This window comes from Streptomyces sp. NPDC056948, from assembly GCF_042674225.1.
GTDB classification, from domain to species: Bacteria; Actinomycetota; Actinomycetes; order Streptomycetales; family Streptomycetaceae; genus Streptomyces; species Streptomyces purpurascens.
Map to the genome: position 1 here is coordinate 20822 of NZ_JBHUQX010000010.1, position 20539 is coordinate 41360.

Annotated in this window: 14 protein-coding genes; 11 read left to right on the forward strand and 3 right to left on the reverse strand. The window is 72.1% G+C overall.

Annotated features, from left to right (window positions below):
- Window positions 1–27: 27 nt before the first annotated feature.
- The 5 genes from ACFTZL_RS02645 to ACFTZL_RS02665 are packed head-to-tail and all read left to right on the forward strand — an operon-like array spanning window position 28 to window position 5511.
- Window positions 28–894, forward strand: a complete 867-nt coding sequence (locus ACFTZL_RS02645; RefSeq protein ID WP_382577329.1) for an ABC transporter permease — start codon at window positions 28–30, stop codon at window positions 892–894.
- Window positions 891–1730 (forward strand): ABC transporter permease, encoded by an 840-nt coding sequence (locus ACFTZL_RS02650; RefSeq protein WP_382577331.1) that lies wholly within the window; start codon window positions 891–893, stop codon window positions 1728–1730. Before ACFTZL_RS02645 ends, ACFTZL_RS02650 begins: the two co-directional genes overlap by 4 nt.
- A 22-nt stretch (window positions 1731–1752) precedes the next feature.
- Complete coding sequence (locus ACFTZL_RS02655; RefSeq protein ID WP_382577334.1) at window positions 1753–3033, forward strand: NAD(P)/FAD-dependent oxidoreductase; 1281 nt, start codon at window positions 1753–1755, stop codon at window positions 3031–3033.
- Between the two features lie 41 nt (window positions 3034–3074).
- Complete coding sequence (locus ACFTZL_RS02660) at window positions 3075–4526, forward strand: NAD-dependent succinate-semialdehyde dehydrogenase (protein ID WP_382577336.1); 1452 nt, start codon at window positions 3075–3077, stop codon at window positions 4524–4526.
- A gap of 1 nt (window position 4527) precedes the next feature.
- On the forward strand, window positions 4528–5511 hold the full coding sequence (locus ACFTZL_RS02665; RefSeq protein WP_382577338.1) for a D-2-hydroxyacid dehydrogenase: 984 nt from the start codon (window positions 4528–4530) through the stop codon (window positions 5509–5511).
- Window positions 5512–5561: 50 nt separating this feature from the next.
- On the opposite strand, the gene ACFTZL_RS02670 is transcribed toward ACFTZL_RS02665, so the two are convergent.
- Window positions 5562–7316, reverse strand: coding sequence for an ABC transporter permease subunit (locus ACFTZL_RS02670; protein ID WP_382577339.1), 1755 nt, complete (start codon window positions 7314–7316; stop codon window positions 5562–5564).
- A 5-nt stretch (window positions 7317–7321) separates the two neighbouring features.
- Window positions 7322–8845 (reverse strand): ABC transporter substrate-binding protein, encoded by a 1524-nt coding sequence (locus ACFTZL_RS02675; protein WP_382577340.1) that lies wholly within the window; start codon window positions 8843–8845, stop codon window positions 7322–7324.
- A gap of 205 nt (window positions 8846–9050) precedes the next feature.
- Between ACFTZL_RS02675 and ACFTZL_RS02680 the strand changes: the two genes are divergently transcribed.
- The 3 genes from ACFTZL_RS02680 (at window position 9051) to ACFTZL_RS02690 (ending at window position 14508) form a co-directional block, all read left to right on the forward strand.
- Complete coding sequence (locus ACFTZL_RS02680; RefSeq protein ID WP_382577342.1) at window positions 9051–9899, forward strand: oxygenase MpaB family protein; 849 nt, start codon at window positions 9051–9053, stop codon at window positions 9897–9899.
- A gap of 66 nt (window positions 9900–9965) precedes the next feature.
- On the forward strand, window positions 9966–12194 hold the full coding sequence (locus tag ACFTZL_RS02685) for a tetratricopeptide repeat protein (RefSeq protein WP_382577345.1): 2229 nt from the start codon (window positions 9966–9968) through the stop codon (window positions 12192–12194).
- Between the two features lie 736 nt (window positions 12195–12930).
- On the forward strand, window positions 12931–14508 hold the full coding sequence (locus ACFTZL_RS02690) for a phytoene desaturase family protein (RefSeq protein WP_382577347.1): 1578 nt from the start codon (window positions 12931–12933) through the stop codon (window positions 14506–14508).
- 4 nt (window positions 14509–14512) lie between these two features.
- Here the strand turns inward: ACFTZL_RS02690 and ACFTZL_RS02695 are convergent, their stop codons facing one another.
- A complete protein-coding gene (locus tag ACFTZL_RS02695) occupies window positions 14513–16294 on the reverse strand; it encodes a serine hydrolase (protein ID WP_382577350.1) in 1782 nt (593 codons plus the stop codon).
- A gap of 177 nt (window positions 16295–16471) precedes the next feature.
- On the opposite strand from ACFTZL_RS02695, the gene ACFTZL_RS02700 reads away from it, so the two are divergent.
- The 3 genes from ACFTZL_RS02700 (at window position 16472) to ACFTZL_RS02710 (ending at window position 20518) form a co-directional block, all read left to right on the forward strand.
- The gene (locus ACFTZL_RS02700) at window positions 16472–17599 is read left to right on the forward strand and encodes a nitronate monooxygenase (protein ID WP_382577352.1); all 1128 of its coding nucleotides are present in this window, start codon (window positions 16472–16474) and stop codon (window positions 17597–17599) included.
- Window positions 17593–19146, forward strand: coding sequence for an acyl-CoA synthetase (locus tag ACFTZL_RS02705; RefSeq protein WP_382577369.1), 1554 nt, complete (start codon window positions 17593–17595; stop codon window positions 19144–19146). Before ACFTZL_RS02700 ends, ACFTZL_RS02705 begins: the two co-directional genes overlap by 7 nt.
- A 112-nt stretch (window positions 19147–19258) precedes the next feature.
- Entirely contained in the window at window positions 19259–20518 is a 1260-nt protein-coding gene (locus tag ACFTZL_RS02710) for a DUF418 domain-containing protein (RefSeq protein ID WP_382577354.1), read from the forward strand.
- Window positions 20519–20539: the final 21 nt, after the last annotated feature.

Genomic DNA, 20539 nt, shown 5'->3' on the forward strand with positions numbered 1-20539 from the left:
ACCGCTGTCGCGCCTACGAAGGTGCGTGTGAAAACGTCCGCGAAACGCGGACACCGCTCACGGATCGCCCTGGTCAACGCCGTCCCCGTCACGGTGTTCCTGCTGGTGCTGTTCGTCTACCCGATCATCGGCGTGCTCTCCCTCAGCCTGGAGGGCGACAGCGGAGGCTTCACCCTCCACTGGTACACCGACGCCCTCACCGGCGTGAACCTGTCCGTGCTGGTCTCCACCCTGCGGATCTCCGCCGAGACCGCGGTGCTGAGTCTCCTGGTGGGTTTCGTCCTGGCGCATGCCATAGCCCGGATGCGGCCCGTTCTCGCCGCCCTGGCCATGCTGATCGTGGTCGTGCCGCACTTCATCAGCGCCCTGGTCCGTACCTACGGGTGGATCATCATGCTCGGTGAACACGGCCTCATCAACACCCTGTTGACCTCCGTACACGCTCCCGGCGCACCGTATTCGCTGCTGTACAACGAGACCGGCGTCGTCATCGGCACCACCTCCGTCATGCTCCCGTACACAGTCCTGGTGCTGCAGAGCGCGATGCGGGGCGTCGACGGTCGGCTCCTGGCCGCGGCGGCAGGCTTCGGAGCGAGCCGGTTGACGATCTTCCGCCGTGTCTACCTGCCGCTCGTGGCGCCCGGTATCGGCACCGCGGGCCTCCTCAGCTTCATCCTCTGCCTGGGCTACTACATCACCCCGGCCCTGATGGGCGGCGACGAGCAGACCGTCGTCGCGGCGCTGATCGACCAGCAGGTGATGAAGCAGGACCAGTGGAACTCCGCTGCCGCCTTCGGCGTCATCCTGCTCCTGCTCACCTTCACCGGCCTGGGCGTCCTCGGCCTGGCCAAGCTCCGCCGCACCAGGGCGCACGCACGAAGGAGCAGCTCATGATGGAACTGCCTCCTACCCGGGCCGGACACATCGGCCGCGCCCTGAGCGCCACCGCCATCCTGCTGTTCCTGGCGATGCCCATCGTCATCATCCTGGTCACCTCCTTCGGCGCCGACGGCATCGGCACCTTCCCGCCCGACGAGTACAGCACCCGCTGGTACGAGCAGATGGCCGCGCCCGGCGGCAACTGGGCCACCTCCATCGCCCTGTCCAGCCTCGTGGCCGCGCTGACCACCGTGTTCTCCCTGATCCTGGGAGTCACCGCCGCCACCGCACTGGCCCGCGGACGCCTCCCGCTGCACGCGGCGGTCTACGGCCTGGTCCTGGCCCCCATGCTCATCCCCCAGGTGGTCATCGCGCTCGGCCTGTTCCTGTTCTTCGAACCGGCCGGCATGCTCGGCAGCCCCCTGGCGATCGCCCTGGGGCACACCGTGCTCGCCGCACCCGTGGCCATCCTCATCATGATCTCCACCCTGCGGGGCATCGACGAACGCCTCGAGGACGCCGCCGCCAGCATGGGCGCCAGCCGTATCACCATCGCCCGGCGCATCACCTTCCCCCTGGCCACCCCCGGCCTGATCGCCGCCGCCGTGTTCTCGTTCATCACCAGCTTCGACGAGTTCTTCATCGCCCAGTTCCTCTCCACCCCCGACACCCGCACCCTGCCGGTCCTGGTCTTCAACGCCCTGCAGTTCGACGTCGACCCGACCGTCACCGCCGTCAGCGCCGTCCTGATCGCCCTGGCCATCCTCGCCCTCGCCCTGGTCGCCCTCGTCCGCAAACTCGGCGGCCACCGCACCGGCCAGAACGTCCTCCCCGTCGAACCCCTCGCCTGAACCACCCCGCAGGAGACCCGAAATGAAGACGATCCCGTACTGGATGGAGACCGCCGGGGTCTTCCCCGACCGGTCCGGCAAGCCACTGACCGAGGACACCGACCTGGTGGTCATCGGCGCCGGCCTGACGGGGCTATCGACCGCCCTCCACTCGGCCCGCAAGGGCGCCCGTGTCACCCTGGTCGAGAAGGGCCAGATCGGCTCCGGGGCCTCCGCGCGCAACGGCGGCATGGCGAACCTGGGCTTCACCATCGGCGTACGCCAGGCCATCCGCCGGTACGGACTCGAACGGGCCCGCGAGATCTACCATTCCTACGGCGAGGCCGTGGACACCGTAGAGCGGCTCGTGAACGAGGAATCCATCGACTGTCAGTTCCGCCGCGTAGGACGCCTGGGCGTCGCGTCCCGCCCTGCGCACTTCGAGAGCAAGAAGGCCCAACAGCGCGACCTGGCCGAGTACTTCGGACACGAGACCACACTGATCGGCAAGTCCGAGCTGAGCTCCGAGATCGGATCCGACGCCTACCACGGCGGTCTGCTCGACCCGTTCAGCGCCGCGCTGCACGTCGGCCGCTTCGTGCGCGGCATGGCCGAGGCGTGCGAGCGCACCGGTGTCGAGATCCATGAGCGCAACGCCGCCATCGGCGTGCGGCGTATCGCCGCGGGCCGTTTCGAGGTCAGCACCGAGCGCGGTGTGGTCCGCGCCGGGCAGGTCATGCTGGCCACCGACGCCTACACCGACAAGAACTTCCCGTGGCTGCGCCGCCGGCAGGTCTGCCTGGGCAGCTTCATCATCGTGACCGAGCCGCTCGGCGAGGAACTCGCCCGGGACATCATCCCGAAGGCCCGCCTCATCGTCGATTCCAACAAGGTCTGCCACTACTTCCGGCTCACCCCGGACAACCGGCTGTTGTTCGGCGGCCGTGCCCGCTTCGCACCGTCCGACCCCACCTCGGACAAGAAGAGCGGGGCCGTTCTGTTCCGTGAGATGTGCGAGATCTTCCCCCAACTGACGCGGACGAAGGTCGAGTACGTGTGGGGCGGCTCCGTCGGCTTCGCGATGGACCGCATCGTGCACGCCGGACAGACCGAGGAGGGCGTGCACTACTCCATGGGATACGCGGGCCACGGCGTGCAGATGGCCACGCACATGGGGCAGGTCATGGCCGAGGTGATGGACGGCCGGCCCCAGGTCAGCCCGGTCCGCGATCTGGCCCCGCCCCGCATCCCCCTCTACAACGGCACCGCCTGGTTCCTGCCCTTCGCGGGCGCCTATTACAAGACGCTGGACCGTATCCGCTGACCGGTCGGCAGCACCTCTACCCGTACAAGGAGACACCCAAGATGACTGTCGTCCGTGATGTTCCCAAGCAGCTGTTCATCGGCGGTCGCTGGCAGGACGCGGAGTCCGGCCGGACCCTGTCCGTCGACAACCCCGCCACCGGTGAGGAACTGTGCCGGGTCGCAGACGCCTCTCCCGCCGACGGCCGGCGGGCCGTCGCGACGGCAGTCGCCGCGCAGACCGCCTGGGCCGCCACCCCGCCCCGCGTGCGCAGCGAGATCCTGCGCCGCGCCTACGACATCATCATCGCGCGCACCGAGGACCTCGCCCTGCTGATGACCCTGGAGATGGGCAAGCCCCTGACCGAGGCACGTGCCGAAGTCGCCTACGGCGCCGAGTTCTTCCGCTGGTTCTCCGAGGAGGCCGTCCGTATCGACGGCGGTATGACCACCGCCCCCGACGGCAGGAACCGCCTGCTGGTCACCCGCCGGCCCGTCGGCCCCTGCCTGCTCATCACCCCCTGGAACTTCCCCCTGGCCATGGGTACCCGCAAGATCGGCCCCGCCCTTGCCGCCGGCTGCACCATCGTCCTCAAGCCCGCCCCGCAGACCCCGCTGACCAGCCTCGCCCTTGCCTCGATCCTCACCGAAGCAGGCCTGCCGGACGGCGTCCTCAACATCGTCACCACCACCGACGCGGCCGGCGTCGTCGAACCCCTGTTGCGCGGCGGGCAGATCCGCAAACTCTCTTTCACCGGCTCCACCCAGGTCGGCCGCATCCTCCTGGCCCAGTGCGCGGACACCGTGGTGCGCACCTCCATGGAACTGGGCGGCAACGCACCTCTCATCGTCTTCGACGACGCCGACCTCGACACCGCCGTCGACGGCACCATGGTCGCCAAGATGCGCAACATGGGCGAATCTTGCTGCGCCGCCAACCGCATCTACGTCCACACCTCCCTCGCCGAGGAGTTCGCCACTCGTCTCGCCTCCCGCATGGCCGCCCTCAAGGTCGGTCCCGGCACCGAAGCGGGCGTTCACGTAGGTCCCCTCATCGACAACGCCGGCCGTAGCAAGGCCCATGACCTGGTACGCGATGCCGTCAAGCGCGGAGCGAAGGTGCTCACAGGAGGCGAACTCCCGGACGGACCCGGCTGCTTCTACCCTCCCACCGTCCTTGCCGATGTCCCCGCCGAGTCCGCGATCATCGACACCGAGATCTTCGGCCCGGTCGCCGCCATCGTCACCTTCACCGAAGAGGACGAGGCCGTCGCCGCCGCCAACGACACCGAATTCGGCCTGGCCGCCTACCTGTTCACCCAGAACCTCGACCGCGCCCTGCGCGTCGGCGAACGCCTCGAAAGCGGCATGATCGGCCTCAACACCGGCCTCGTATCCAACCCCGCCGCCCCCTTCGGCGGCGTCAAGCAGTCCGGCCTCGGACGCGAAGGCGGACGCGTCGGCATCGACGAGTTCCTCGAGTACAAGTACATCGCCGTACCGACCGGAGCCTGACATGCCCGACCGTCTCGTCGTCCTCTACCGGGGCAACCGGCCACCGGCCACAGCACTCATCGAGCGGCTCGCCGACACGGTCTACGCGACCGAAGAGGAACTGCCCTACCTCCTCCCCGGCGCGGACGTCCTCCTGGCCTGGGTCACCATCACCCCCGCCATCCGCGAAGCCTGGCCCGACAACCCCGACAAGGCGCCCCGCTGGGTCCACGCGGCCTCCGCGGGTGTCGACTCCTTCCTCTTCCCCGCCCTCGTCGAAGACCCGGGCGTCATCCTCACCAACGCCCGCGGCGTCTACGACCAGCCGACCGCCGAGTACGTACTCGGACTGATCCTCGCCCTCGCCAAGGACTTCCCCGGAACCTGGGAGCACCAGCAACGCCGCGAGTGGCGTCCGCGTCCCAGCGACGGCATCACCGGACGCACCGCGTTGGTCTGGGGAACGGGACCCATCGGGCGCGCCATCGCCCGGCTGTTGCGCGCTGTCGGGATGAAGGTCTGCGGCGCCGGCCGCAAGGCGCGTACCGTCGACCCCGACTTCGGCACGGTCCACGGTCCGACCACTCTGCCCTCCGCCCTGTCCGAGGCGGACTACGTCGTCCTGGCCGCGCCCCTCACCAAGGACACGCGGGGCATGGTCGACGCGTCCGCGCTGGCCGCGATGAAGCCGGGGGCGCGGCTGGTCAATGTCGGCCGGGGCGGACTCGTCGACGAGGAGGCGCTCATCGACCACCTCGCCACCGGCCGGCTCGCCGGCGCCGCCCTGGACGTCTTCGGCCAGGAGCCTCTGCCGGCCCGGTCGCCCCTGTGGGACATGCCCGGCGTGATGGTCTCCCCGCACACGGCAGGTGAGACCACCGGCGAGCGGGAGGCGCTCGTCGAGGTGTTCCTCGACAACCTGACCCGCCACATCGAAGGCCGTCCGCTCCGCAACGTCGTCGACAAGCGGCGCGGGTACGTGGTCGACGAGACACACCCCGCCTGAAAGTGGCGAGCAGACGCCCCGGCCGGCGGACACCACGGGCGGGGCGCCTGCTACTCGCCCTTCTCGCGTCCCAGCACGCTGCCCGTCACCGCCAGCACGGAGAGCACCACCAGCGCGGCGGCCGGACCCAGCACGGTCCAGGGGGCCAGTTCGGCGTACGGCTGGTTCTCCGACAGCAGTCGGCCCCACTCGGGGGCGGGCGGCTGTTGGCCGAGGCCGAGGAAGCCGAGCGAGGCGAGGACCAGGACGCTGGTGGGCAGCCGGAGCAGGGCGTTGCGCAGCAGGGCCGGCACCACCGCGGGGAGCAGATGGCGGCGCAGCAGATGCAGCCGCCCCGCCCCGAGCGCTACGGACGCGGCGATGTGTCCGCTCGCGCGTTCCTGTTCGAGCAGTGCGGCGGTCTGGGCGGCGTAGGGACTCCAGCCGACCGCGCAGACAGCGCAGGCCGCGCCCCACACCGACGGTCCGGTCACGCCCGCGATCAGCAGCCCCGCGAGGACGGCGGGCAGTGTCGACACGACCTCCGTCGGACCCGCGCTCGCCCGCGGTGCCATGCCCAGCAGGAGTCCGGTGACGGCGCTGACCGTGGTCACGGCGAGGGCGACCCCAGCCGTGCGCACCGCCCCGTGGCCCAGCCGGGCCAGCAGATCCCGGCCCAAAGCGTCGGTGCCCAGGGGGTGTTCGAGGGACGGGGACAGCAGCCGCGCCGCCGTGTCGACCTGCAAGGGGTCGCGCAGGAGGCCCGCCGTGACCAGGGCGAGCAGGGCCAGTGCGCAGACCGCGGTGAGCCGGCGCAGGGAGCGCGGCGGGGCGAGCGGGGGCCGGTGCAGCGCTGGCAGGGCGCCGTCGCGCAGGGGACGGCCGAGGAGCGCGTGGCGCAGGGCCCGGATCAGGACGCCGGCGCTCACGCCGAGCAGGACCAGGGCCAGGGTCGCGGTCTGCAGCACCGGGAGGTCCTGCGCGACGGCGGCCTCCAGAGCGAGCCGGCCGAGCCCGGGGATGTTGAAGATCTTCTCCACTGCGACCGCACCGCCGACCAGGGCCACGACGGTCGGCAGCAACTGCGGCAGCATGCCCGGCAGGGTGCGGCGCAGCGCGGCGCGGGCGATGTGGCCGGGCGGGAGGCCCACGGCGTACGCCGTGCGCGCCCACGGTTCATGGAAGGCGGCGGGCAGCGCCTGGTCGAGCAGCCCGCCCAGCATCGCGCCCGACGGGATGCCGAGGGCGAGCGAGGGCAGCACCATCGACTGCGGCCCCTCCCAGCCGCTGGACGGGAACCACCCCCACCACACCCCACACACGGTGGCCAGCACCGAGGCGAGCAGGAACTTCGGCAGCGCGGCCAGCACGGCGGCCGCCGTACCCGCACGGTCCTGCCGCAGCCGGCGCCGGGAGCCCAGGAACACCGTCCGGGCGCACACCAGCGCGGCCACCGCGGCGGTGACCACGAACGCGCCCAGCATCAGCGTCAGAGACACCGAAAGGGCGGTCCCCACCTGCGGCATGACGGCTTCTCCGGACACCCACGAGACGCCCGCGTCCCCGCGCGGCAGGCCGCCCAGCCAGTGCGCGAGATGCGCGAGCGGTCCTTCGTCCAGACCCAACTGCTCCCGTACGACGGCCAGTTCGGCCGGTGTCGGGTTCTGGTCGGCGGAGCGGGCCCGCAGTACCGTGCGGGCCGGGTCCGCGCCGGTCAGCCACGGCAGCAGAGCCACGGCCCCGAGCAACGCGACTCCGGAGAGCACACGGCCGGCCGCCGCCGGCCAGAGGGACAGGCGGGCGGCCGGGGCGTGGGCGACGCTCATGCGGGCTACTTGACGCGCGTGTCGACGTCGACGAGAGAGCGCTCGCGCGGGTCGAGGATCACGCCCTCGACACCGGCCGCGATGCCCTGCACCGCCTGCTCGTGGACCAGCGGCAGCACGGCGTCGGTGCGCAGGATCTCCGCCTCCGCCTTCATGATCTTCTCCTGGCGGCGCTCCGTGTCGCGCTCGGCGGCAGCGGCCCGGATGGCCTTGTCCACGTCGGCGTCCTTCAGGCCGGGGATGTTGTAGACGCCCTCGCTGGTGAAGTCGCTGGCGAGGTAGTCGACCGCGTCACCGGTGTCGAGGAGCGTCACCCGGGAGAAGACCAGGGCGTCGTACTTCCCCGCGAGGAGGTCGGCCTCCATCTGCGTGTACTCGCGCACGTCCTGCTTCACCGTGAACCCGGCCTTCTCCAACTGCTGCTGGAGCACGGTCGCGGCCTCCGGAAGCTCGGCCCGGTTGGTGTAGGTGGCCAGGCGCAGGGTCCTGCCCTTGGTCTTGGACTTCACCTGGGCGGTGGTCGCGGCCTCGGCGCGGCCGGTCACCTTCACACGCCGGTCGGCGGCCCAGGGGACGGCGGGCCCGAACAGGCCCTCGGCGGGGTCGGCGTAGCCGCCGAAGACGGAGTCGACCAGCGCGGAGCCGTCGACGGCCTCGCGAGCGGCGGCGCGCAGCCCGGCGTCGGGGAACAGGCCGCTGCCGGTGTTGAGGATCAGGCTGTCGGTGCGCACCGAGGGCACCTCGTGCCGGGTGCCCTCGGCGAGCAGCTTCGCCTGGGCGGTGGGAATCCACTCGGCGATGTCCGCCTCCCCACCGCGCAGGGCGTTGGCACGGGCCGTGCCGTCCGCGATCCAGCTCACGTCGATGCCCGGCGCCTTCGCCTTGCCGCCCCAGTAGCCGTCGAAGCGCGTGAGCGTCGCCTTCGCCTTGCCGCTCAGCCGGGTGATCTCGAACGGGCCGGTGCCGGTGCCGACCGGGCTGACGGCGCCGTCCTTCGCGTACGCCTTCGCCGACAGGATCGCCAGCGCGGGGCTGGCCAGCCGCAGCGGCAGCACCGGGTCGGGCGACTTGGTGGTGAGGCTGACGGTGTCGGCGTCCTCGGCCTTGGCGGTGAGGGCCACGTCGCTCAGGACGCGGGGCTTGGGCTCGGCGCGGCCCGCGTGGTCGAGTGCGTCGACGACGGACTGGGCGGTGAGTTCGGTGCCGTCCTGGAACGTGGCCTTGCGCAGTTCGAAGGTCCAGGTGGTGTCGCCGTCCTGCTTCCAGGACTTCGCCAGCGCGGGCTTGGCCGTGCCGTTCTTGTCGAGGGCGGTGAGGCCCTCGGCGACGGACAGCTTGCTCATCACGGTGGCGTCGTTGCTGTACGGGGACAGCGCCTGCACCGGTGGCACGGCCAGCGCGACCCGCAGCCGACCACCCGATCCGGCTCCGGCGCCCGCGCCGTCGCCGCCGTCGCTCGGTGCGAAGCAGCCGGCCAGCAGAGGGGTGAGAGCGAGCGCCGCTATGAGGCCGCGGGAGGTGGTGCGCATGTCGAGTCCTGTCGTGCGGGGGGCCGGGCATGCCGCTGCGGCCCGGTGAAGGCTTGATCGGCGCCGTCAGCTTATAAGGGGAGCCTTACCAAACCTTTAACCGGGTGGGTGAAATCTCAACGACTGGACGATCCTGCGGGTGTTCTCGCGGTATCGCCCTGTTGTTCGAGCTGTGTCATCGTGGGCGCCGGGCGGAGGTGAGTCCATGACCGGCGAGGACCCGGGGCTGTTCACTCCTGATTCGGTGACCTGGCAGATGCACGGCGACCCGATGATGTGGATCGCCGGCATCCGGGCGCTCTACCTCCAGGCCCTGCACCCGCGCGCCGTACGGGGCGTCATGCAGAACTCCGACTTCCGCCGGGACGCCTGGGGCCGGCTGATGCGCACCGCGAACTTTGTCGGCACCACGACGTACGGCACCACCGAGGCCGCCGAGCGGGCGGGCGCCCGCGTCCGGAAGATCCACCGCATGCTGACGGCGACCGACCCGGACACCGGCGAGCGCTACGGCGTCGACGAACCCGACCTGCTCCTGTGGGTCCACTGCGCCGAGATCGACTCCTATCTCGACGTGCTGCGCAGATCCGGGTTCCGGATCACCGACGCCGAGGCCGACCGCTACATCACCGAACACCGGCAGAGCGCACGCCTGGTGGGACTCGAACCGGGCGCCGTACCGGCCGACCGGGCCGAGCTGGCCGCCTACTTCGAGAAGGTGCGCCCGGACCTGGCCGCCGGACCCGAGGCACGCGAAGTGGACGACTTCCTCCTCCACCCGCCGACGCACCCGCTCCTGGTACCGGTGCGCGAGGTGCTGTGGCGGCGCGTGGCACAACTGGCGTACGCCTCTCTGCCGCCGTACGCCCACGAGCTGTACGGCAGACCGGCCCCCGCACCCGCCACCGCCGCCCGGCAACTGCGCCTCGCCGGTCTCCTGTTGCGCCGGGTTCCCGCACGTCTGCGGTGGCAACTCCCGCCCAAACACATCCTGCGCGCCATGGCGAGGCTCGGCCCCGACGCGCGCCCGGCACCGTACAAACTCGGACGATAGGCCGCCATACTGAGTGAGCCAGTGGGAGGAGCGAGCGAACAGCTACCGGGGGGAGCGTCGCGCGACATGGGGGAGACCAGGCTCATCCACGGCCGATACCGGCTGCTCGATCTGATCGGGCGCGGCGGCATGGGCGAGGTGTGGCGGGCACGGGACGAGTCCCTGGGCCGGCACGTCGCCGTCAAGTGCCTCAAACCGCTGGGCCCCAACCACGACCACGCCTTCACCCGCGTACTGCGGGAGCGGTTCCGGCGTGAGGCCCGGGTGGCCGCCGCGCTCCAGCACCGCGGCATCACGGTCGTGCACGACTTCGGCGAGTCCGACGGCGTCCTCTACCTCGTCATGGAGCTGCTGGACGGCCGCAATCTCAGCCAGCTCCTGGAGGACAACAAGCAGCATCCACTGCCGGTCGCCGATGTCGTGGAGATCGCCGAGCAGGTCGCCGCCGCTCTCGCGTACTGCCACGAACAGAACATCGTCCACCGAGACCTGAAACCCGCCAACATCGTGCGGCTCGGCGACGGCACGGTGAAGATCTGCGACTTCGGCATAGCCCGGCTCGGCCACGACATCGGCTTCACGTCCCGGCTGACCGGCACCGGCATCGCCATGGGTACCCCGCACTACATGTCCCCGGAGCAGATCAGCGGCACCGAGGTCGACCAGCGCAGCGACCTGTACTCGTTCGGGTGCGTGCTCTACGAGATCGCCACCGGCGTACCGCCGTTCGACCTCGACGACCCCTGGGCGATCCTCGTCGGCCACCGCGACACCCCGCCCCGGCCGCTGCGCGAACACCGCCGCGAACTGCCCGAGTACCTGGAACGCGTCGTCCTGGACCTGCTGGCCAAGGAACCCGGGCACAGACCCGACGACGCCCGCGAGCTGGCCCGCCGGATCAGCATGCACCGGGCCGCGCCGGCGTATGTGCCGACCATGCCGGCGGCCCGTCACGCGCCCGACGCGCTGGCGGGAGCGGGCCGGCTGCCGTCCTGGACCCACGGCATGACCACCGGTCACAAAGCGGCCGGCGCCGGGCTGCGCACCACACCGCCGGATCCGGCCGCCGGGCTCTCCGGCGAATGGATCGCCCGGCCCGCCGCCGGCCCCGTCGAGGAACCCGTCCCCGAGGAACGGCCCACCCCGTCCCCCGACGTCCTGACCGCACTGGCCGGCCGGCACAACGCGGGCCTGAGCCTCGGCCGGCTCGGCCGCTGGGCGGAAGCGGGGGAGGTGCACCGGGCGGTCGCCGCCGAACGCGAGCACCTCCTCGGCCCCGACCACCCCGACACCCTCGCCAGCCGCTACGAGGTCGCCTTCACCCTCAGCCGCACCGGCCGCGCCCAGGACGCCCTGCGCGAGTACAAGCACGTCACCGAGGCCAGGATCCGCAGCCACGGCGCCGACCACCCCGACACGCTCGCCGCCCGCCAGGAAATGGCCTACGTGCTCGGCCAGTTGGGCCGCCCCTTCGACGCCCACCGGGTGTACACCTCGGTGCTCACCGCCCGGGAGCGCACCATGGGGCCCGACCACCCCGACACCCTGCGCTGCCGGCACAACCTCGCCTTCAACCTCAGCCGCCTGGGCCGCCTCGAGGACTCCTACCGCATGGCCCGCGAGGTGGCCGCCGCCCGGGCCCGGGTGCTCGGCCCGGACCACCCCGACTCCCTCGTCACCCGCTACGAAGTCGCATACGCCCTCGGCCAGTTGGGGCGCTGGGCCGAAGCCCTGGAGACCTACCGTGAGGTCGCCGCGGCCCGTGCCCGGGCCCTCGGTGCCGACCACCCCGACACGCTCGCCGCCCGGCACGAGATCGGCATCAGCCTGGGCCGCCTCGGCCGCAGCGCGGAGGCCCTGGACCTCTACCGCGACCTGGCCGAGGACCGCACCCGCGTCCAGGGCCCCACCCACCCCGAGACCTTGCGCGCCCGCCACGGCCGCTGCGTCAACCTCGGACGGCTGGGCCGCTGGGAGGAGGCCCTCGCCGAGTCCCGGGACGTCGGCGCCGTCCGCGAGCGGGTCCTCGGCCCGGACCATCCGGACACCCTGGTCAGCCTCCGCGAGGTCGCCGTCGGCCTGGGCTGGCTGGCCCGCTGGGCCGACGCGCTCACCGAGTACCGGCGCGTGGCCGCCGCCCGCGAACGCGTCCTCGGCGCGGACCACCCCGACACCCTCGCCAGCCGCAACGACGAGGCGCACTGCCTGCAGCAGCTCGGCCGCGGCGCCGAAGCCGTGGCGCTCTACCGCCAGGTGGCGGCCCTACGGGAGCAGCGGGCATCGGCCGGGCGGTGACACGCGACGGAACCAGGCCGGGCAGCCCGGGAGGCCGGGGACCGCCTGTGCGCGGCTGAAGGCAGCCCGCCCGGGCACCGGCTGCCGGGCGGGCAGGCGGGATACCTCGACGCCTGCACCACAGGGCCCGTCGCCCGGTCGAAGCCGACGGTCGCAGAGGTCGGCCGGCCGCTCGATGCCGACGGTCGGAAGGACTGGCGCCCGCCTCGGCGCCCGCATCGCAGTGCCCGCCGCCGGGATCGATGCCGGCCGGCGGTCGCAGAGGCCGGTCGGCCGCTTGATGCCGACGGTCGGAAGGACTGGCGCCCGCATCGCAGTGCCCGTCGCCGGGATCGATGCCGGCGGTCGCATAGGCCGGTCGGCCGCTTGATGCCCACGGTCGATGGGCTTGCCGCTCGCCTCGGCGCCTGCACCGCGGTGCCCGCCGCCCGCCCCGATGCCGACGGTCGAAGGGCCTGCTGCCCGGATCGACGTCTGCGCCGCAGAGCCCGCTGCCCAGATCGATGCCCACGCTCGATGGGCCTGCCGCTCGCCTCGATGCCTGCGCCGCAGTGCCCGCCGCCCGCCCCGACGCCGACGGCCGCAGTGCCCGCCGCCCGCCCCGACGCCCACGGCCGAAGGGCCTGCCGTCCGTTTTGGACGGCAGAAGAGCCCGTCCGCCCGCCTCGACGTCTCCACCAAGGGGCCCGGTCGCCGTCATCTGGCCGACCCGGATCATGCCGTGTTACGAAGAACCATGACCGCACCCGAGGGACCCCGCGCACACCGGACGTACGACGCCGTCATCGTCGGCGGTGGCCACAACGGCCTGGTCGCCGCCGCCTACCTGGCCCGGGCCGGCCGCTCCGTGCTGGTCCTGGAGCAACTGGATCACACCGGCGGCGCGGCGGTGTCCACCCGGCCGTTCGCCGGGGTCGACGCCCGGCTGTCCCGGTACTCGTATCTGGTCAGCCTGCTGCCCAAGAAGATCGTCCGGGACCTCGGCCTGGACTTCCGCGTCCGCACCCGCACCGTCTCCTCCTACACGCCCGCCGAGCGCGACGGCCGGCCCACCGGGCTCCTCGTCGGCGGCGGCGAACGGCGGACCAGGGAGGCCTTCGCCCGGCTCACCGGCTCGGACCGCGAGTACCGGGCCTGGCAGGAGTTCTACGGCATGACCGGCCGCGTCGCCCAGCGGGTCTTCCCGACCCTCACCGAGCCGCTGCCCACACGGCAGGAACTCCGCGACCGCCTCGACGACGAGCAGGCCTGGCGGACGCTGTTCGAGGAGCCGATCGGGGTCGCCGTCGAAGAGCGTTTCGCGGACGACCTGGTGCGGGGCGTGGTCCTCACCGACGCGCTCATCGGCACGTTCGCCGACGCCCACGACCCCTCGCTGAAGCAGAACCGCTGCTTCCTCTACCACGTGATCGGCGGCGGCACCGGCGACTGGGACGTGCCGGTCGGCGGCATGGGCGCCCTCACCGACGCACTGGCCGACGCGGCACGCGCCGCGGGCGCCGTCCTCGCCACCGGCCACGAGGCGCTGCGCATCGCCATGGACGGCCGTACGGCCGAGGTCACCTACCGGACGGCCCAGAGCGAGGGCACCGTCGCCGCCCGGCACGTCCTGGTGAACGCCTCCCCGCAGGCCCTGGCGGAACTGACCGGCGACACACCCCCGGCTCCCGCCGAGGGCGCGCAACTGAAGGTGAACATGCTGCTCAAGCGGCTGCCGAGGCTGCGGGACAGCGCCGTCGACCCGCGCGAGGCGTTCGCCGGCACCTTCCACATCGCCGAGGGCTACGGCCAACTGGCCACCGCGCACGCCCAGGCCGCCGCCGGTGACCTGCCCGCGGCGCCGCCCTCCGAGATCTACTGCCACTCGCTCACCGACCCGACCATCCTCGGCCCCGACCTGGCCGAGCAGGGCTACCAGACGCTCACCCTCTTCGGGCTGCACACCCCGGCCCGCCTGTTCGAGCGGGACAACGACGCCGTACGCGAGGATCTGCTGAAGTCGACCCTCGCCCAGCTCGATGCCCACCTGGCCGAGCCGCTCGCCGACTGTCTGGCCACCGACGCGGACGGGCGGCCCTGCATCGAGGCCAGGACCCCGCTCGACCTGGAGCGGGACCTCGGCCTGCCCGGCGGCAACATCTTCCACCGCGAGCTGAGCTGGCCCTACGCCCAGGACGGCACCGGCCGCTGGGGTGTGGAGACCGGCCACGCCAACGTGCTGCTGTGCGGCGCCGGAGCGGTGCGCGGCGGCGGAGTGAGCGGGGTCCCCGGGCACAACGCGGCGATGGCGGTACTGGAGAAGGAACCCTGGTGACCCCTCAGTCCGCCGACGGCGTCCACCCCACCGCCTGCAGGCGCGCCCCGTCCGCCGGGCGCGTCTCGTCGAACAGGACGCCGCCAGCCGTCCCGACCCGCAGCCCGTCCACGTAGACCCCGCGCCCGACATACAGCCGGTCCGTCGCGTACCGCCAGCGCAGGGCGAGCTCCCGCGCGGCGGGTACGTCGGCGGTGAGCCGGTGCCAGACGCGGCCGGACCAGCCGGTGACCGAGCCCGACGGATGCTCCCTGGGGTCCTCGCCCCGGCGGGACGTCGTGAAGGGCACCGGCTGCCAGGTCGTGCCGCCGTCGGTCGTGGCCTCCAGGACCAGGACGTCGGCTTTCGGCTCGGTGTCCCACCACAGCGCGCAGCGCAGCCGAGCCCCGCCGGCGGACGTGTCGAGCGCGGGGAGAGCGAGCGTCGCCGTCGTGGAGACCGCCATCCCGGAGAACCAGGCGCTGCGTCCCCGCACCGGCCGGACCGCAACGGCCCGTGCCAGGTTGTTCGCGGCGGCGACCCGAGGGGCCGACCCGGAACGCCAACCGCGCACCGGGTGCACGGAGTTGCCGAGCACGACGAGGAAGGAGTCGGTCGTCGGGTCGAGTACCAGCGAGGTTCCCGTGAAGCCGGTGTGCCCGGCGGTGCGCGGCGTGGCCATCGCGCCCATGTACCAGTGCTGGTAGAGCTCGAAGCCCAGGCCGTGCTCGTCGCCCGGGAAGGCGGTGTTGAAGTCGGTGAACATCAGCTCCACCGACTCCGGCGTCAGGATCCGCTCCCGCCCGTAGCAACCGCCGTTGAGCAGCGTACGGCCGAGGACCGCGAGGTCCCACGCGTCGGAGAACACACCCGCGTGCCCCGCGACCCCGCCCAGGCTGAAGGCGTTCTCGTCGTGCACCTCGCCCCACACCAGGCCCCGGTCCAGGCCGGACCACGGAGGGCGTGCGTCCTCCGTGGCCGCGATCCTCGGCCGCCAGGAGGCGGGCGGGTTGTAGCGGGTGCGGCGCATGCCGAGCGGTGCGGTGATCTCCTCCCGCAGGAGGGTGTCCAGGGAGCGGCCCGTGATCCCTTCCAGCACGAGCTGGAGCGAGACGAGGTTCAGGTCCGAGTACAGATACGCCGTGCCCGGCGCGCTCACCGGCTTCTCGTTCCAGATGAGCTCGAGCTTCTCCTCGTACGTCGGCGCGCTGTACAGCGGGATCCAGGCGCGGAAACCCGAGGTGTGCGTGAGGAGCTGACGGATCGTGACATCCTGCTTGCCCGCGCGTGCGAAGTCCGGCAGGTACGAGGCGACCTTCGCCTCCAGCTCCAGCTTGCCCCGCTCGATCTGCTGCACGGCGAGGATCGAGGTGAACAGCTTCGACACCGACGCCAGGTCGAAGACGGTGTCCTCGGCCATGGGGATCTGCTCGTCCGGCGGGAACTCCACACCGGTGTCGGTCTTCTCGTCGTAGGCCCGGTAGCGCACCGCCGTGCCGAGGGGCCGGTGCAGGGCGACGGTGCCGCCGCGTCCGGCGAGCAGGACGGCTCCCGCGTACCAGGGGTGCGTGGGGGAGGGGCCGAGGAAGGCCTCCGCGTCGGTGACGAGCCGGCGAAGGTGCGAGGAGAGCAGGCCGGCGCGAGCGGCGGAGCCGTGGCGCAGGGTGGGGCGTCGGCCGGTCGCCGCCGGGGCGGCTTCGGCGGGGCCCGCGGGCAGCGGGGCGAGGGCGAGTGCGCCACCCAGGGCCAGGCCTGCTCTGCCCAGTTGACGTCGGGTCAGTTCACCGCTAGCCGGTCTGTCGGTCATCGCGCACGCCCCTTCGCCTCAACCGCCTCGCATGTCCCATGAAGTATGTCCGCCGCACGCCTCCACAAATAGACGGCGCGCATGAACCGACGACCCCCCTTGAATCCGACCTACTAAATCTGACGGAGCATCAGGAAAACCCTTCCGTCCTCCGGAGGACTCCGGCATCCTGCGCCCATGCAGACGGAGCTGAGCCAGAAACTGGGAGTCGAGCACGCCGTCTTCGGCTTCACGCCGTTCCCCGCCGTCGCCGCGGCCATCAGCCGGGCCGGCGGCTTCGGCGTGCTCGGCGCGGTTCGCTACACCGCCCCCGACGAGCTCAAACGCGACCTGGACTGGATCGAGGCGCACGTGGACGGCCGGCCGTACGGCCTGGACGTCGTGATGCCGGCGAAGAAGGCCGAGGCGCCGGACAACCGAGCACTGACGGAAGCCGATGTCGAGGCGATGATCCCCGAAGGGCACCGGCAGTTCGTCCAGGACACCCTCGCCAAGCACGGCGTGCCCGAGCTCGCCGAGGGCGAGGCGTCCGGCTGGCGCATCACCGGCTGGATGGAGCAGGTCGCCCGCAGCCAGCTCGACGTCGCCTTCGACTACCCGATCAGGCTCCTGGCCAACGCCCTCGGCTCCCCGCCCGCCGACGTCATCGCACGCGCCCATGACCAGGACGTGCTCGTCGCCGCGCTCGCGGGCAGCGCCCGGCACGCGCTCAAGCACAAGGCCGCCGGGATCGACATCGTCGTGGCGCAGGGCTACGAGGCCGGCGGCCACACCGGCGAGATCGCCTCCATGGTGCTCACCCCCGAGGTCGTCGACGCCGTCGCCCCACTGCCCGTGCTGGCCGCCGGCGGCATCGGCAGCGGACAACAGGCGGCTGCCGCACTCACTCTCGGCGCTCAAGGTGTGTGGCTGGGCTCCATATGGCTGACCACCACAGAAGCGGACCTCCACTCGCCCGCCCTGACCCGCAAACTGCTCGCGGCCGGCTCCGGAGACACCGTCCGCTCCCGCGCCCTGACCGGCAAACCCGCACGCCAACTGCGCACGGAGTGGACCGACGCCTGGGACGACCCGGACGGGCCCGGCACCCTGCCCATGCCGTTGCAGGGCCTGCTCGTCGCCGAGGCCGTCTCGCGCATCCAGAAGCACGAGGTCGAACCGCTGCTCGGCACCCCGGTCGGGCAGATCGTCGGCCGGATGAACAGCGAACGCAGCGTCCAGGCCGTCTTCGACGACCTCACCCGCGGCTTCGAACAGGCCGTGGACCGCGTCAACCGCATCGCCGGAAGGAGCGGCCAATCGTGAGCACACCCGCAGTGGGCTTCTGGGCCCAGGCCACACAGGACCCCGGCCGCACCGTGCTCGTCGCGCCCGACGGCGAGGAGTGGACCGCCGGGCGCCTGCACGCCGCCGCCAACCGGCTCGTGCACGGCCTGCGCGCGGCCGGACTCGAACGCGGCGACACCTTCGCCGTGGTCCTGCCCAACGGCGTCGAGTTCCTCACCGCCTATCTGGCCGCCAGCCAGGCCGGGTTCTACCTCGTCCCGGTCAACCACCACCTGGTCGGACCGGAGATCGCGTGGATCGTCTCCGACTCCGGAGCCCGGGTCCTCCTCGCCCACGAGCGCTTCGCCGACGCGGCACGCCACGCCGCCGACGAGGCCGGCCTCCCGGCCACCCACCGGTACGCCGTCGGCATGGTCCAGGGCTTCCGGCCGCACGCCGAACTCCTCGACGGACAGCCCGAGTCGGCGCCCGCCGACCGCACCCTCGGCTGGGTCATGAACTACACCTCGGGCACCACCGGCCGCCCCCGCGGCATCCGCCGCCCCCTGCCCGGCAAACCGCCGGAGGAGGCCTACCTCGGCGGATTCCTCGGCATCTTCGGCATCCGGCCCTTCGACGGCAACGTGCACCTGGTGTGCTCGCCGCTGTACCACACGGCCGTCCTGCAGTTTGCCGGCGCGTCCCTGCACATCGGCCACCACTTGGTCCTGATGGACAAGTGGACGCCCCAGGAGATGCTCCGCCTCATCGACCGCCACCGCTGCACCCACACCCATATGGTCCCCACCCAGTTCCACCGCCTGCTGGCCCTGCCCGACGAGGAGAAGGACCGCTACGACGTCTCCGCCATGCGGCACGCCATCCACGGCGCCGCGCCCTGCCCCGACCACGTGAAACGGGCCATGCTCGACTGGTGGGGCCCCTGTGTGGAGGAGTACTACGCGGCCAGTGAGGGCGGCGGCGCCTTCGCCACCGCCGAGGACTGGCTGAAGAAGCCCGGCACCGTCGGCAAGGCCTGGCCCATCAGCGAACTCGCGGTCTTCGACGACGACGGCAACCGGCTGCCGCCCGGCGAACTCGGCACCGTCTACATGAAGATGAACACCGGCGGCTTCTCGTACCACAAGGACGAGGCCAAGACCCGCAAGAACCGCATCGGCGACTTCTTCACCGTCGGCGACCTCGGCCACCTCGACGAGGACGGCTACCTCTTCCTGCGCGACCGCAAGATCGACCTGATCATCTCCGGCGGGGTCAACATCTACCCGGCCGAGATCGAGTCGGCCCTGCTCGCTCACCCCGCCGTCGCGGACGCCGCCGTCTTCGGCATCCCGCACGACGACTGGGGCGAGGAGGTCAAGGCGGTCGTCGAACCGGCTCCCGGACACCGGCCCGGAACCGCCCTGGCGGCCGACCTCCTCGACCACTGCACCCACCGGCTCGCCGGGTACAAGCGGCCCAGGAGCGTCGACTTCATCACCGAGATGCCCCGCGACCCCAACGGCAAGCTCTACAAGCGTCGGCTGCGGGAGCCGTACTGGGAGGGGCGGAACCGACCGGTGTAGGCGGGCGGTGCGGCTTTGGTCGCGCCGGCGGGCACGGGCGTCATCCTTTGGTCGGCGCCCGCTCGCCCTCCGGCCGATTTCCTGCCACGCCCCGCTTTCCTAGCTTGACATCATGACGATCGCGACCAAAGAGGGACCGCTGCGGCGGGGGGCCGTACGGCCGGGCGAGCGGGCACTCGCCCCCGATCTCGCCCGCGGGATCATGCTGCTGGGCATCGTGCTGTCCAACACCGCCTTCCACCTCTGGGCGGCCCGGCGCGGGCCCTCCGGCTGGCAGCCCGTGGACGGCTCGTGGCTCGACCACGCCGTGCAGTTCACCATGATCATCGTGCTCGACCTGCGGGTCTATCCGCTCTTCGCCTTCCTCTTCGGCTACGGCATGACACAGCTCTACCTCCGTCAGACCGCCGCCGGCACCGAACCGCGAGAAGCCGCGAAGATCCTGCGCAGGCGCAGCCTCTGGCTGATCGTCATCGGCCTGACACACGCCGTCCTGCTGATGGCGGGGGACATCATCGGCTTCTACGGAGTCCTGAGCCTCGTCCTCGGCCTGGCCTTCCTGCGACGCGGCGAACGCGCCCTGAAGTGGTGGATCGGGATCGGAGCCGCCCTGATCGTGCTCGTCTCGGCCGGGCCCGCCCTCTCGGCCCTGTTCCGGGGCGAACTGGGCACATTCGGCGACGCCGGGGCCGACCCGGGCTTCACGGCGTACGCATCACAGGAGGGGAACTGGCTGACCGCGGCGGGCACCCGGCTGCAGACCGGCCTGTTCGTCACCTTCGTCGCCGCCCCGCTGACCCTCGTCGGCGGCGGGTTCATCCTCTTCCTGCTCGGCTTCTGGGCCGCGCGCCGCCGCATCCTGGAGGAACCGGGCCGCCACCGCACGCTGCTGCGCCTGACGGCCGTGCTCGGCATCGCGGTCGGCTGGCTCGGCGCGCTGCCCGCCGCACTCGCCCACATCGGCGTCCTGCACGTGCCGGACGCCATGCAGAGCGAGTCCGGAGCGCTCACGGTGCTCCGCGACGTCACCGGCAACGCCGCGGGCCTCGGCTATGTCGCGGCCGTCGCCCTCTTCGCGCACTGGTGGACCACCCGCCGGCCCCGGCACGGTGCGACAGCGGTGGCCGCGGTGACCTCCGTCGGCAAACGGTCCCTGTCCTGCTACCTCGCCCACTCGCTGCTCTTCGTCCCGGTACTGGCCGCCTGGGGACTGGGCCTCGGCGAGCATCTGGGCAGCGCGACCATGGCGCTCTTCGCGTTCGCCGTCTGGCTGGTCACGGTGGCCGGAGCGTACGCGCTCGAACGGACCGGGCGCCGGGGCCCCGCCGAAACGGTGCTGCGCCGACTGATGTACGGCAGCCGGGCGGGATGAGCGGGGTGCCGCCCCACCGGG

Coding starts and splice junctions, on each gene's coding strand:
- ACFTZL_RS02650 (WP_382577331.1), top strand. CDS start 891: ATGATGGAACTGCCTCCTACCCGGGCCGGACACATCGGCCGCGCCCTG.
- ACFTZL_RS02655 (WP_382577334.1), top strand. CDS start 1,753: ATGAAGACGATCCCGTACTGGATGGAGACCGCCGGGGTCTTCCCCGAC.
- ACFTZL_RS02660 (WP_382577336.1), top strand. CDS start 3,075: ATGACTGTCGTCCGTGATGTTCCCAAGCAGCTGTTCATCGGCGGTCGC.
- ACFTZL_RS02665 (WP_382577338.1), top strand. CDS start 4,528: ATGCCCGACCGTCTCGTCGTCCTCTACCGGGGCAACCGGCCACCGGCC.
- ACFTZL_RS02670 (WP_382577339.1), bottom strand. CDS start 7,316: ATGAGCGTCGCCCACGCCCCGGCCGCCCGCCTGTCCCTCTGGCCGGCG.
- ACFTZL_RS02675 (WP_382577340.1), bottom strand. CDS start 8,845: ATGCGCACCACCTCCCGCGGCCTCATAGCGGCGCTCGCTCTCACCCCT.
- ACFTZL_RS02680 (WP_382577342.1), top strand. CDS start 9,051: ATGACCGGCGAGGACCCGGGGCTGTTCACTCCTGATTCGGTGACCTGG.
- ACFTZL_RS02685 (WP_382577345.1), top strand. CDS start 9,966: ATGGGGGAGACCAGGCTCATCCACGGCCGATACCGGCTGCTCGATCTG.
- ACFTZL_RS02690 (WP_382577347.1), top strand. CDS start 12,931: ATGACCGCACCCGAGGGACCCCGCGCACACCGGACGTACGACGCCGTC.
- ACFTZL_RS02695 (WP_382577350.1), bottom strand. CDS start 16,294: ATGACCGACAGACCGGCTAGCGGTGAACTGACCCGACGTCAACTGGGC.
- ACFTZL_RS02700 (WP_382577352.1), top strand. CDS start 16,472: ATGCAGACGGAGCTGAGCCAGAAACTGGGAGTCGAGCACGCCGTCTTC.
- ACFTZL_RS02710 (WP_382577354.1), top strand. CDS start 19,259: ATGACGATCGCGACCAAAGAGGGACCGCTGCGGCGGGGGGCCGTACGG.